Below are 13,808 nucleotides of genomic sequence, written 5' to 3' on the forward strand. Positions count from 1 at the left end.
CGATTCATAGATTGAAGTAATATTGGGGGACGGGTTTCTGTCCCCTTATCTATAAAGGTATTAGTAAAAGAGAAAAGTGATGAATAGAATAGCATGCTTATTAGTTTCAGCATTCCTATTAAGTGGTGGTGCTGCGTTTGCGCAAGGAGAATTAGATGCTTATAGGTATTCTCAGACCGATTTAAATGGGACTGCCCGTTATTTGAGTATGGGAGGCGCTTTTGGAGCACTGGGTGGAGATATTTCAGCAATGTCATCCAATCCGGCTGGTTTGGGGATTTATCGTAGTTCAGAAGTTGTTACAACGTTGAGTCTGTCATCGATTAAGACTAAATCGGACTGGAAAGGTTCGAAGGTTGACGCAAGCAAAACAAAGTTTAATTTTGACAATATTGCCTATGTCGGCTATTTTCCTACAGGAAATGATGAAGGGTTGGTTGGTTGGAACGTTGGGTTTTCTTATAACCGAATAAAAAATTTCAATCGTAATTATCGTTTGTCTGGTTTTCAAGATTATTCATTAGCTGATTATGCTGCCGCCAAGGCTTCTTATGTTGATACTGATAAGAATGGTGATTGGTTTGGTGTAGCGGAAAATGATATGCCCCCGTTCAATCAAATTAATAGTGAATCTAATTTAGCATATAATAATTTAGGTGGAGTTTGGCTTCCTGCTTTAGCTTATCAGTCTGGAATGATAGGTGCGAATAAAAAAGATGCAAATGATGATATGTATCATTCGACTTTTGCAGAATGGGATGAAGCAAATAATGCATGGTATCCTGACAGTCGTCCTGATTTATCCGATCTGGAAGTGAATGAAAGGGGTGCGATCGATCAGTATGACTTCTCGTTTGCGACCAATATTTCGAATTTAGTGTTTTTAGGTGCAACGGTTTCTGTAACGGATTTGAACTACCGGATGTCTTCCAGATATACGGAAGAATTTGATTATACGGATGGTACTACAGATCACATATTTTGGGACAATGAGTTAAAAACTGATGGTACAGGTTATTCTTTTAATTTAGGTGCAATTGTTCGTCCTTCGGATTATTTGCGTTTAGGCGTTGCTTATAATTCTCCTGTTTGGTATAAGTTGACAGATACCTATTTCGGCAGTGCAGAAACAGTTAATGGTAATTTTGATCCGGCTAAGGCTAACGGGGCAACTCCGAGTAACCCCAATCCTTATACTGATTATCGGTTGCGTACAGCCGATAAATGGATTTTTAGTGTAGCAGGCATTATTGGACAAACAGCGTTGATCAGTCTTGATTATGAATTGGGTAATTATAAATATATGAAGCTTTCTGATTGGGATGGATATGAATTTGAAGACCTTAATAAAAAGTTGATCCAGAAAGATTTTGGTTTGGCCCACACTATAAAACTCGGAGCGGAAGTGAAAGTTACTCCTCAGTTTGCAGTTCGTGCCGGCGCAAACTGGCGGATGAGTCCAATGAAAAAAGAATTTAGGGATGGTGCTTTTGAAATTTTCCCTGCAGGAACTGTTGCTCATTATACATTAGATAAGGGAACAACCTCTTACTCGGTAGGTTTAGGATATCGTTTTACTCCTAACTTCTATATGGATCTGGCTTGCGTATATCGTCAATATAAAGAAGATGCTTATACATTCTCTAAAGTTATTGTAGAAGACAATAATGGTTCTCGTATGCTTGTTGATTCAGAAGCAATCGGTTTGAAAACAAACACCACCCAGGTTGCCCTGACATTAGGTTATAAGTTCTAACAATATCATAGTTTGTTCGCAAAAGCCCCCTGTTCGTACAAAAATCGTACGGTCAGGGGGCTTTTTTGTGTAAAAAAAAAGGAAATGTTTGCCTATTTAAAATACTTTTTGTTCTTTTGCCTTTGTAAATATAAATAATATTATTGTCTAACAATTTAAACCGCATTGCCTATAGCATAAACATTACTCAAGAAAACTAAAAAATAGAGAAGTAATGAATACTTTAAGAATGAAGACCGACGAAGAGTTGGTGGTTCTTTATGCAGAAGGTAATAATGCTGCTTTCGATGTATTGTTGAATCGTTACAAGAGTAGCATACACTCCTACATTTACTTTATAGTTCGCAACAAAGATCTCACAGAAGATATCTTTCAGGAGACGTTTGTCAAGGTGATTATGACTATTAAACAAGGTCGTTATACGGAAAACGGCAAGTTTAAAGCCTGGATTACCCGCATCGCTCACAACCTGATTATCGATAACTTCCGTCAGGAACGCAGTGAAAACACGGTCTCTAACGATGAGGTGGAAGTGGATCTTTTCAATAATATCAAACTTTGTGACGGTACGATCGAGGATAATATCGTGCGCCGCCAAGTGTTGTCTGATGTAAAGAAGTTGGTGAAACATCTTCCCGACAGCCAACGCGAAGTGCTGGAAATGCGCTATTATCAGGATCTCAGCTTTAAAGAAATAGCCGATATCACAGGTGTGAGCATCAATACGGCTTTAGGACGTATGCGCTATGCTATCCTGAACATGCGTCGCATGGCGGAGGAGAACAGTATTGAGCTGTCGATGGCTTGATAATTGAAAATTGAGAATCGAAAATTATTCTTTCTTGTTCATACAATAAGGGGAGAAGTTGGCCGTTTTATAATCAAACAAGATTAAAAACACGAAGTGCCTATGAAGAGACTTTCTACTCAATGTATGAATGGAATAGAAAATAAAACAGACAGAAACCGGAAGGACAGGAAAAGTTCGCCGCGTCGGCAGACACTTGATTTCCTTACCCAATTCGCGAGGGTTTATCATTCAGAACCCGCTTTACGCACGGAACTCTGTGGTTTGGTAATGAACTAAGAAAAAAATGGAAAGAGGATACCTTTGCTGGTATTCTCTTTCTTTTTTCATACCTTTGCATAAAAGATGAAAGATATGAAACATAAGATAGCGCCTTCTCTGTTAGCTGCCGATTTTCTGAACTTGCAGCGGGATGTGGAGATGATAAACAAGAGTGATGCCGATTGGTTGCATCTGGATATTATGGACGGTGTATTTGTTCCTAATATATCTTTTGGTTTCCCGGTTTTGGAAGCGTTGAAACCGGTTTGCCGGAAACCGATGGATGTGCACCTGATGATCGTCGAGCCGCAAAAGTTTATACCGGAAGTGGCGGCTACGGGTGCTTATATGATGAATGTGCACTATGAGGCTTGTACACACCTGCACCGGACGGTGGGAGCTATTAAAGAGGCCGGGATGAAAGCGGCTGTTACGTTGAACCCGCATACGCCGATTTGCCTGTTGGAAGATATTTTGCAGGATTTGGATATGGTGTTGCTGATGTCGGTTAATCCGGGTTATGGCGGACAGAAGTTCATCGAACATTCGGTCGATAAGACGGCCCGCCTGAAAGATATGATACTGGCTAAAGGGCTGGACACCCTGATCGAAGTGGATGGCGGTGTGAATATGCAGACTGCGAAACGTCTGGTCGAGGTAGGCGCCGATGTACTGGTTGCAGGCAGCTTCGTCTTCCGTTCTCCTGATCCGTTGCAGACGATTCGGGAGTTGAAGGATTTATAATATAGGTAAATGATGATTTGCTGATATCCCGGCAAATCATCATTTACAATCAACAAATTCAAAGCCTTACATTATGATAAAAGAATTACAAATACGTCCTTTTTCCCGTCCGTTGCTTGTCTGGATTGCGGGAATCATCCTGCAAACAGCTTTCCCGCTTTATGCTTATTCCGTATTATTTCTGTTGTTTCCCCTTTTGGTCCTTATTCTTTCCTGTTTTGGAACGAAGGAGCGAGGGGTGTTTTGCTATGAAACGCGCTGGCTTTGGGGGGCGGTCTTTGTATCCCTGCTGCTTTTTCTTTCCATACAGAAGACGGCCTGTTCGCAGGTCGATTTATCTTTCGAGCATTCGGAATCGACTCTTTCCCGTTTGGCAAAAGAAGAACAACTGCGTCTGTTGGAACCTTTCGGCAGGTTGAACCTGACGGATGAGGAAAAGTCGGTGCTGGCGACTATTACCGTTGGCTACCGGGAGGCGATGGATCGGAATGTCCGGCAACGTTTTTCGGTCGCCGGTGTGGCTCATATCCTGGCGGTGAGCGGTTTCCATGTGGCTGTTGTTTGTGGCTTCCTGTCTTTTCTCCTGTCGTTCCTTCCCCGAAGCGAACCATGCCGGTGGGTCCGGTATCTGTTGACGGTTCTGTTGTTATGGCTTTTTGTCGCGGTGACTGGGTTGGCGGCATCGGCTGTCCGGGCGGCCTTGATGCTGACTTTGTTTCTGACCGGAGGGGTGTTGGGAAGGAGGGCGGAACGTTATAATATATTGGCGGCATCGGCTTTTTGCATGCTGGTTTATGAGCCTCTCTATCTGTTCGACATCGGTTTCCAGTTGAGCTATCTGGCTGTGCTCTCCATCCTTTATTTCCAACCCCGGTTGCAGCGGTTGATGAAAGTTCGTAATCCTTTGCTCCGGGCACCTTGGCAGTGGATTACCGTCACATTGGCGGCGCAGGTCGGAACGGTGTTTCTTTGCCTTTATTATTTCGGGCAGTTCTCGACTGTCTTTTTGCTGACTAATCTGCCGATGACTCTTTTGGCAACTTTGCTGATCCCTATGGGGTTGGCCTGGATGCTGCTACCGGCAGGATGTCCCGGTTATGAATGGTTGCAGGTCGGGGTGGAGGGGCTGACGCATGGATTGCTCCGTCTGGTCGATTCCTTCAGTCGCGTACCGGGGGCTGTCTTTTCTTTCCGGTTCGATCTCTTTACGATGTTGGTGGTGTATGGTATGCTCCTGTTTGTCTTGCTGTATGGCCGTTCCAAGCGTCCGGCATATCTGTTTGCGGCACTGGCTTTGTTGTTAATTATCTTGATTGTCCGGCTGATTGGAAATTTAATGCTGTGTGGAATATAAAAAAAGTCGTACCTTTGTCACTGAATATAAGAGAATATATATGATTACGAAAATCATTCAAGAAGAGAAAATACAGAAAGCTAAGAAATACGTTGAGAAAGGCGAAAGTTTTGTTATCGTGACACATGTTACCCCGGACGGGGACGCTATAGGTTCCGCTTTGGGACTCTACCATTTTCTGACAGCTTATGGAAAAGATAATGTGGCGGTAGTGGTACCCAACGATTTCCCCCAGTTCTATAAATGGATGCCGGGTAATAAGGAAGTCGTCATTCATGAGAAATATCCTGATTTTGCGGAGCAGCTGATCCGGGATGCGGATGTTATCTTCTGCCTGGATTTCAACGAACCGAAGCGCATCGAGAAGTTGGCTCCGGCAGTCGTGGCAGCTGACGGTCGCAAGGTGATGATCGACCATCACCTGAATCCTGCCGATTTTTGCCGCGTGACGATGTCATATCCGGAAATGTCGTCCACAAGCGAGATGGTTTTCCGTTTTATCTGCCGCATGGGGATGTTTGAGTTGATCAATAAAGACTGTGCCGCTTGTATCTATACCGGTATGATGACGGATACAGGTTCTTTTACCTATAACTCGAATAAGCCGGAGATTTATACAATTATAAGTGAATTGATTAAGAAGGGTATCGATAAGGATTTGATCTACCGGAAAGTAAACCAGGTGTATTCGGAAAGCCGCCTGCGTCTGATGGGCTATGTCCTGTATGAAAAGATGAAAGTTTATCCGGAGAAGCAAGCCGCTTTGATTACGCTTTCGCTGGACGAACTGAACCGTTTCCACTACGTAACGGGCGATACGGAGGGATTTGTCAATCTGCCGTTGAGTATCGAAGGGGTGACATTCAGTGTCTTTATCCGTGAAGACAAAGATTATGTAAAGGTTTCGCTACGCTCTGTCGGCGACTTCCCCTGTAACCGCTTTGCAAGCCAGTATTTTAATGGCGGGGGACATAAAAATGCTTCGGGTGGGGAATTTTACGGCTCGTTGGCCGATGCCGTTGCCGTATTTGAGAAAGGATTAAAAGAATTTAATCCTAATAAAACAGAAGAATTAGACAAACATGCCTGAGATATGGCAGAGATTATATACATTTGCCAGTCATTTACAATTAATACGTAACAGATGAAGAGAGGTTTTTATATCCTGTTGATTATGTGCGCTGCCATCATGGTAGTGTCGTGTGACAAGACAAAGTCATACACTGATATGTTGAAGGCCCAACAAAAGGCTATTGATCGTCTGGAGAAGGATAGCGGATTGGTCTTTTTAGATGATTTTCCTAAAGATAGTATTTTTAAGGAAAATGAATTCGTAAAGCTGGAAGATGGTGTTTATCTGAATATTATTGAAAAGGGGAACAGTGAACGTGCAGTGATGGGAAAGACTGATGTCCAGACTCGTTTTATGGCTACATTGTTCATGGAAAGCAGCAGTTTCGGTACTGGTACCGTTGACTTGCTCGGCCCGCATTCCAACGGTACGCATCCGGTTGAGTTCAAGTATGGTTATTATAGTGAAGGGCTTTACAGCTATTATTATAATATATTCATCAGCCCCGGTTTGGCGGCTGGCTTGCCTTATGTGGGAGACAGTGCATATGTAAAACTGATCGTTCCTTTTAAGCAGATGGGGACTCTTGGGGATTTCCAAAGCACAGGAACCCCTGTCTATTTTGAGAAAGTAAGATATATCTTTAAAAAATAAATCTAACTAAATGACACTGATTAAATCTATTTCCGGTATCCGTGGTACAATAGGCGGGAACCCTGAAGATGGGCTCAATCCGTTGGCTATTGTCAAGTTTGTGGCTGCATATGCTACATTCATTAAGAAAAACACGAAGGTGACAACAAACAAGATCGTCGTAGGTCGTGATGCACGTATCTCCGGTCCGATGGTGAAACAAGTCGTTCTCGGCACATTGACCGGGATGGGCTTTGATGTGGTAGACATCGACTTGGCTACAACTCCGACTACCGAACTGGCTGTTGCCTGGGAAAATGCTTGCGGTGGTATTATCCTGACCGCCAGTCATAATCCGAAACAGTGGAACGCACTGAAGTTGCTGAACGAACGTGGCGAATTTCTGGATGCTGCCGAAGGGGCCGAAGTGCTCAAGATCGCAGCTGAAGAAAGTTTCGTGTTTGCGGATGTCGATCAATTGGGAAAAGTGATTGTCAACAACAGTTACAATCAAAAACATATAGAAAGCGTCCTCAAGCTGGATCTGGTAGATGTGGAAGCGATCAAGGCTGCTAATTTCCGTGTCGCTATCGACTGCGTGAATTCGGTAGGCGGTATCGTTATTCCGGAATTGCTTTCAGCTTTAGGTGTGAAGGAAATCTTCAAGTTGCATTGTGCGCCTCACGGTAACTTTGCGCATAATCCGGAACCGATCCCTGAAAACCTGACGGAGATCTCCGACTTGATGAAGCATGCCAAAGCGGATGTCGGCTTTGTAGTAGACCCGGACGTGGACCGTTTGGCTATCATCTGCGAAGACGGCGAAATGTTTGGCGAAGAATATACACTGGTGGCTGTCAGCGACTATGTCCTGACGCATACTCCGGGTAACACGGTCAGCAACCTGAGTTCCAGCCGCGCATTGCGCGACGTAACCCGTGCTCACGGCGGCGAATATAATGCAGCGGCAGTAGGCGAGGTGAATGTTGTCACAAAGATGAAAGCGACCAACGCTATCATCGGTGGTGAAGGTAACGGCGGTGTGATCTATCCGGCAAGCCATTATGGTCGCGATGCTTTGGTGGGTATCGCACTGTTCCTGACGCATCTGGCAAAGAAACAGATGAAGACCAGCGAGTTGCGCGCTTCTTATCCTCCGTATTTCATCTCTAAGAAGAAGGTGGAACTGACTCCGGATATCGATGTGGATGCTATCTTAGCTAAGGTGAAAGAGAAGTTTGCCCAATATGATATCACCGATATCGACGGCGTGAAGATCGACTTCCCTGAAAAATGGGTGCACCTGCGCAAGAGCAACACGGAACCGATCATCCGTATCTATTCCGAAGCCCACACGATGCAGGAAGCGGAAGAAATCGGCGATGAGCTGATCCAGATTATCCGTGATATGTGTAAGTAATCTATTATCGAGATAAAAAAAGAAAAGAGGTTGTGCTTGATTGCATAACCTCTTTTTTTTGCGTTTAATGATGGAACAGACGAACGCCGGTGAACGCCATTGCGATACCATATTTGTCGCAGGTCTCGATCACATGGTCGTCGCGAACGGAGCCGCCGGCCTGTGCGATATAGTCGACACCGCTTTTATGCGCCCGTTCGATGTTGTCGCCGAAGGGGAAGAAGGCGTCGGAACCTAACGAAACACCTTTCAGCGTATCGAGCCAGGCACGTTTTTCCTCGCGGGTCAGGACTTCTGGCTTTTCGGTGAAGAACTGTTGCCAGATGCCGTCGGCGAGTACATCCTCATGGTCGTCGCTGATGTAGACGTCGATCGTATTGTCGCGGTCTGCACGGCGTATCTTTTCGATCCAGGGCAGGTTCATCACTTTCGGATGCTGGCGCAGGTACCAGATGTCGGCTTTGTTTCCGGCCAGGCGGGTACAGTGGATGCGGCTCTGCTGTCCGGCGCCGATGCCGATTGCCTGTCCGTCTTTGACGTAGCAGACAGAGTTGCTTTGTGTATATTTCAGCGTGATCAAAGCGATGATCAGGTCGCGTTTGGCTTCGTCCGGGAAGTGTTGGTTCTTCGTCGGGATATTAGTCAATAGGTTTTCGTCCAGCTTGATTTCGTTGCGTCCCTGTTCGAACGTGATGCCGAATACATCCTTGTGTTCGATAGGGGCAGGGCGGTAGGCGGGGTCGATCTTGATGACGTTGTACGTCCCTTTCCGTTTGTTCTTCAGTATTGCTAAGGCTTCCGGCGTATAGTCGGGAGCGATTACGCCGTCCGACACTTCGCGGTTGATGAGGCGGGCGGTCGCTTCGTCGCAGGTGTCGCTCAGTGCGATGAAATCACCATAAGAAGACATGCGGTCTGCTCCACGGGCACGGGCGTAAGCGGTAGCAAGCGGGGTGAGCTGAAGATCGTCTACGAAATAAATCTTTTTCAGCGTGTCGCTCATTTCAATCCCTACGGCAGCCCCGGCGGGACTAACATGTTTGAAAGAAGCAGCGGCAGGCAGCCCGGTTGCTTCTTTCAGTTCTTTGACTAATTGCCAGCTGTTGAAGGCATCCAGGAAATTGATATATCCCGGGCGGCCGTTCAGTACTTCGATCGGCAATTCCCCTTGCTGCATGAAGATGCGTGACGGCTTCTGGTTGGGGTTGCAGCCGTACTTGAGTTCTAATTCTTTTGCCATATTCAGAATGCTTTTATGCTTTGTAGTTACATGAATAGTCGTTTGTATTCTCCTTCGAAATTAGGCGTAAAGACGCCTTTGCCCATATTGGCGAGTATCTCGGCTTTCGGCCAGAAACGTCCTTCGTCCAGTTCGGAAGGGTCGGGGGTGAACGGGCCGTCGTAGGTGGTGCGGAAGGTGTTGACCAGTTCCTTTTCGATGGCCGATTCAAAGACGTAGCGGGTGATAAACTGAGGCGCAAAATCGGTTATCCCCAGTTCCTCGCGTACTTCCCGGCGGAGCGCTTCTTCTACCGTTTCGCCATAATCGATATGGCCGCCCACGGCAGTGTCCCATTTGCCGGGCTGGATATCTTTTGTCATCGAACGTTTTTGCAGATAAAGGTCGCCTGCTTCATTGAAGATATGCAGGTGTACGACCGGATGCAGCATCTTCGAGCCGCTGTGGCATTCTTTACGGGTTGCCTTTCCTATTGTCTCTCCCTCTTCATTCACTAAGGGAAACCATTCTTCGTTCATTAATTTCTGATTTAGAGAACAAAGATAAGGAAATAAGGTTATCTTTGCCAATAATATGGAATATATGAAAGAAGAAGAACATCAAGAATATAATCGCTTGCGTGAACCGATGGTTGAATATAAAGCAAAGCAACCTTTGATGCCTTCTTATGTTTATGAAGATATCAAGGTTGGTATTGAACAGGCTGATCAAGGGTTGTTAATTCCTTTTGAAGGAGTAATGTCTCGTTATCGGTAATGTACGTCTATTATTTCCCAATCCTGCTAATCGCCTTGATCAACTCCTCATCTGATAAACCTTCGCCGTAAGTGGCATAATCCATGCGGAATGTACAGCCGTTTTTGTATTCGGAGCAGCCATAAGCTGTTTTTCCGCGCAGGATGCTACCCTTTTGGCAGACAGGGCATACCGGTTTTTTGGCAGGAATGGCTTCCTCCGGTTGTTGAGCGGTGGCGGGTTCCTTTTTGGCGCGTGGTTTGCGCGGCTTCTTTTCCTTTGGCTCTTTTTCTGCTTGCGGCTTTTCCGGCGCAGCCTGTTCGATGGTTATCGTACGGCCGGTCTGGTCGGAGAGGACGTTGAGCACGACCTGGTGGACAAGCTGTTTCAGCTCTTCCAGGAAAGTACGCGCTTCGTATGTGCCCCGTTCGATCTGGCGCAGTTTCTTTTCCCATAGACCGGTCAGTTCGGCGCTTTTCAGCAGTTCCTCCTGGATCGTACCGATCAGTTCCACACCGGTGGCGGTGGGATAGAGGTTCTTGCGTTCCTTGCGGATATAATTGCGTTTGAACAATGTCTCGATGATGGCGGCGCGGGTGGAAGGACGGCCGATTCCGTTCTCCTTCAAGGCGTCGCGCAGTTCGTCGTTGTCGACCAGTTTGCCAGCCGTTTCCATGGCGCGTAGCAAAGTCGCTTCCGTGTAAGGCTTGAGCGGCTGTGTCCATTTCTCACCTAATGTCGGCTTGTGCGGTCCGCTTTCTCCTTTCACGAAGTCCGGCAGTACACCTTCCTCTTCGGCCGGCTCGGCATCCGGGTCTTTTTGCTCGGCGCCGAAGACAACACGCCATCCCGGTTTGAGAATCTGCTTCCCCGTTACTTTGAAGTCCACCTTGCCGACTTTGCCGAGAACCGTGGTTGTCGAGATTTCACAATCCGGATAGAAGGCAGCAATGAAACGGCGGGCGACCAGGTCGTAGACCTTCCGTTCGTTCTCCGTCAGGTTGCGGGCATGCACGCCGGTCGGGATGATCGCATGGTGGTCCGTCACCTTCGAATTGTCGAACACGCGCTTGTCCTTCCTGATTTTCGCTTTCAGCAGCGGGGCGGTCAGTTCGGCGTAGTCGACCAGGCCGCTCAGCGTATTCGGCACCTTCGGATAAATGTCGTCACTCAGGTAAGTCGTGTCTACACGCGGATAGGTCGTCACTTTCTTTTCATAGAGCGACTGGATCAGTTTCAGCGTGTCGTCTGCCGTAAAGGCGAACTTCTTGTTACATTCCACCTGCAACGAGGTCAGGTCGAAGAGACGGGGCGCATATTCCTTCCCCTTCTTTTCGGATATGTCGGTGACGGTGAAATCTTCCTGCCGAGCAATCTCCAGGAAGGCTTCCCCTTCCTCCTTTTTGGTGAATTTGCCTTTGGTGGCGGAGAAAGTCGTATTGCGGTAAACCGTTTTCAGTTCCCAATAGGGCTCCGGCTTGAAGTTGTCTATCTCGGCCTGGCGGTTGACGATCAACGCTAAGGTAGGGGTTTGCACCCTTCCGATGGAGAGCACCTGCCGGTTTTGTCCGTAGCGGAGCGTGTAGAGGCGGGTCGCGTTCATCCCTAACAGCCAGTCGCCGATGGCGCGGGAAAGGCCGGCTTCGTATAACGAGGTAAATTCGGTCTGCTCTTTCAGGTGTTGGAAGCCCTCGCGGATTGCCTCTTCGGTCAGCGACGAGATCCACAGGCGGTAGACCGGGCATTTGCAGCCGGCCTTTTGCATCACCCAGCGTTGGATAAGTTCCCCTTCCTGCCCGGCATCCCCGCAGTTAATGACCATTTCGGCCTTTTGCATCAGCTCTTCGATGACCTTGAATTGCTGTTCGTATGTGGGATTGCTGATCAGCTTGATGCCGAAACGGGGCGGGATCATCGGCAGGGAGGCGAGGCTCCACCGTTTCCAGCTGTCTGAATAGTCGTTCGGTTCCTTGAGAGTGCACAGATGCCCGAAAGTCCAGGTAACCTGATAACCGTTTCCTTCGATATACCCGTTCATCCGATTGGTTGCCCCGAGCACTTCTGCTATTTCGCGTGCCACGCTGGGCTTTTCAGCTATACATACTTTCATCCGCAATACTCTCTTTTTTGAATCAACATACAAAAATACGCTTTCCCGACGACTTTCCGAAATCATCCGTGTGATTTTGGCTAATCTTCGTTATCTTTGGACTGTTGTCCGGGCTTCCGGATTAATGTAACCAGAAATGTAAATATCATGAATAAATTAATCTTATTGTCAGCTTTAGGCAGCTTGCCGTTGTGTTCGCAAGCGGCGGATTATACGAATTTTATCATCATAAACCTGGACGATGTCGGCTATGGTGACTTCTCCTTTAACGGGGCGTACGGCTATACGACGCCGAATATCGACAAGATGGCCGCCGAGGGTGTCCGTTTCACCCATTTCCTTGCCGGACAGCCGATCAGCGGTGCTTCGCGTGCCGGGCTGCTGACCGGGTGTTATCCGAACCGTATCGGTTTTGCCGGTGCCCCCGGTCCGGATTCCAATTACGGTATCCATCCGGAGGAGATGACAATGGGAGAATTGCTGAAACAAAAAGGATACAGCACAGCTGTTTTCGGGAAGTGGCATTTAGGCAGCCAGCGGCAGTTCCTTCCTTTACAGAACGGTTTCGACGAATATTACGGCTTGCCCTATTCCAATGATATGTGGCCTTTCCATCCCCAGCAGGGAGAAGTCTTTAATTTTCCTGACCTGCCGACATACGACGGGAATGAAGTGGCGGGCTATAACACGGACCAGTCCCGGTTTACGACCGACTATACCATACGTTCGGTCAATTTCATCAAAAAGAACAAAAACAAGCCGTTCCTGCTCTATCTGGCCCATTCCATGCCGCATGTGCCGTTGGCCGTTTCCGATAAGTTCAAGGGAAAGAGCGAGCAAGGCTTGTATGGAGATGTGATGATGGAGATCGACTGGAGCGTGGGCGAAGTCCTGAAAACGTTGCGCGAACTGGGGCTGGAAGAGAATACGCTGGTCGTGCTGACCTCCGACAACGGCCCGTGGGCAAACTACGGGAACCATGCCGGATCGGCCGGTGGCTTGCGTGAAGCGAAAGCCACTACGTTTGACGGCGGTAACCGTGTTCCCTGCGTGATGTACTGGAAAGGAAAGACACAGCCGGGGACAACCTGTAATAAGTTGGCCTCCAATATCGACCTCTTCCCGACACTGGCCGAGATAAGCGGAGCCCCGCTGCCGCAACGGAAGATCGACGGGGTGAGCATCCTGCCACTGATCAAGGGTGAGAAAGGGGCTAATCCGCGCGAGTCATTTGTCTATTATTATAATAAGAATGACCTGGAAGCCGTGACCGACGGACAGTTCAAGCTCGTTTTCCCTCATAAGTACGTGACATACGGCGCTTTCGTTCCCGGTAACGACGGGCAGCCCGGCCAATTGACAAACCTGCAACTCTATAAAGCGGAGATGTACGACCTGCGCCGCGATCCGGGAGAACGCTATGATGTCATTACCCAATATCCGGAGGATGCAGCCCGCCTGATGAAGATTGCCGACCGGATGCGTGAAGAATTAGGCGACAACCTCACCCGACAGAAAGGGAAGGAGCGTCGGGAACCGGCGTTTTTACAATAGTGATTTGCTGGAAAACTATGTTTTGTAGCATGTTTTAGTTAAATAGATTTAAAGAAATGAGATTTCCAAGCAAAAGTATATGCTACATAACATAAAGTCCTTATATTTGCACTGTGTTTTT

At 47.3% G+C, this 13,808-nt stretch carries 12 protein-coding genes; 9 read left to right on the top strand and 3 right to left on the bottom strand.

The window, feature by feature from the left end:
- The first annotated feature begins 79 nt into the window (after positions 1-79).
- The 7 genes from DWW90_RS02975 (at position 80) to glmM (ending at position 8,048) form a co-directional block, all read left to right on the top strand.
- Positions 80-1,756, top strand: coding sequence for an OmpP1/FadL family transporter (locus DWW90_RS02975; RefSeq protein WP_122333718.1), 1,677 nt, complete (start codon positions 80-82; stop codon positions 1,754-1,756).
- 214 nt (positions 1,757-1,970) lie between these two features.
- Positions 1,971-2,564 (top strand): RNA polymerase sigma factor, encoded by a 594-nt coding sequence (locus DWW90_RS02980; RefSeq protein WP_115501225.1) that lies wholly within the window; start codon positions 1,971-1,973, stop codon positions 2,562-2,564.
- Positions 2,565-2,918: 354 nt separating this feature from the next.
- Positions 2,919-3,569, top strand: a complete 651-nt coding sequence (gene rpe / locus DWW90_RS02985; RefSeq protein ID WP_122344025.1) for a ribulose-phosphate 3-epimerase — start codon at positions 2,919-2,921, stop codon at positions 3,567-3,569.
- Positions 3,570-3,642: 73 nt separating this feature from the next.
- Complete coding sequence (locus DWW90_RS02990) at positions 3,643-4,923, top strand: ComEC/Rec2 family competence protein (protein WP_122343933.1); 1,281 nt, start codon at positions 3,643-3,645, stop codon at positions 4,921-4,923.
- 40 nt (positions 4,924-4,963) lie between these two features.
- The gene (locus DWW90_RS02995) at positions 4,964-6,013 is read left to right on the top strand and encodes a bifunctional oligoribonuclease/PAP phosphatase NrnA (protein WP_122333719.1); all 1,050 of its coding nucleotides are present in this window, start codon (positions 4,964-4,966) and stop codon (positions 6,011-6,013) included.
- Positions 6,014-6,067: 54 nt separating this feature from the next.
- Complete coding sequence (locus DWW90_RS03000; protein ID WP_122333720.1) at positions 6,068-6,649, top strand: DUF4827 family protein; 582 nt, start codon at positions 6,068-6,070, stop codon at positions 6,647-6,649.
- 10 nt (positions 6,650-6,659) lie between these two features.
- Entirely contained in the window at positions 6,660-8,048 is a 1,389-nt protein-coding gene (glmM, locus tag DWW90_RS03005; protein ID WP_122343934.1) for a phosphoglucosamine mutase, read from the top strand.
- Between the two features lie 64 nt (positions 8,049-8,112).
- Here glmM and DWW90_RS03010 read toward each other — a convergent pair whose 3' ends face one another.
- Positions 8,113-9,294, bottom strand: a complete 1,182-nt coding sequence (locus tag DWW90_RS03010; RefSeq protein WP_255418838.1) for a phosphoribosylaminoimidazolecarboxamide formyltransferase — start codon at positions 9,292-9,294, stop codon at positions 8,113-8,115.
- Between the two features lie 20 nt (positions 9,295-9,314).
- On the bottom strand, positions 9,315-9,806 hold the full coding sequence (locus DWW90_RS03015; RefSeq protein WP_122343936.1) for an NUDIX domain-containing protein: 492 nt from the start codon (positions 9,804-9,806) through the stop codon (positions 9,315-9,317).
- 64 nt (positions 9,807-9,870) lie between these two features.
- Here DWW90_RS03015 and DWW90_RS20490 point away from each other — a divergent pair, with 64 nt between their 5' ends.
- On the top strand, positions 9,871-10,044 hold the full coding sequence (locus DWW90_RS20490) for a hypothetical protein (protein ID WP_158582806.1): 174 nt from the start codon (positions 9,871-9,873) through the stop codon (positions 10,042-10,044).
- Positions 10,045-10,054: 10 nt separating this feature from the next.
- Here DWW90_RS20490 and DWW90_RS03025 read toward each other — a convergent pair whose 3' ends face one another.
- Positions 10,055-12,133 (bottom strand): DNA topoisomerase 3, encoded by a 2,079-nt coding sequence (locus DWW90_RS03025; protein ID WP_122343938.1) that lies wholly within the window; start codon positions 12,131-12,133, stop codon positions 10,055-10,057.
- 144 nt (positions 12,134-12,277) lie between these two features.
- Here DWW90_RS03025 and DWW90_RS03030 point away from each other — a divergent pair, with 144 nt between their 5' ends.
- Complete coding sequence (locus DWW90_RS03030) at positions 12,278-13,687, top strand: sulfatase (RefSeq protein WP_122344026.1); 1,410 nt, start codon at positions 12,278-12,280, stop codon at positions 13,685-13,687.
- Positions 13,688-13,808: the final 121 nt, after the last annotated feature.

The sequence above is a fragment of the Parabacteroides sp. AF17-28 genome, assembly GCF_003479205.1.
Lineage (GTDB): Bacteria > Bacteroidota > Bacteroidia > Bacteroidales > Tannerellaceae > Parabacteroides > Parabacteroides acidifaciens.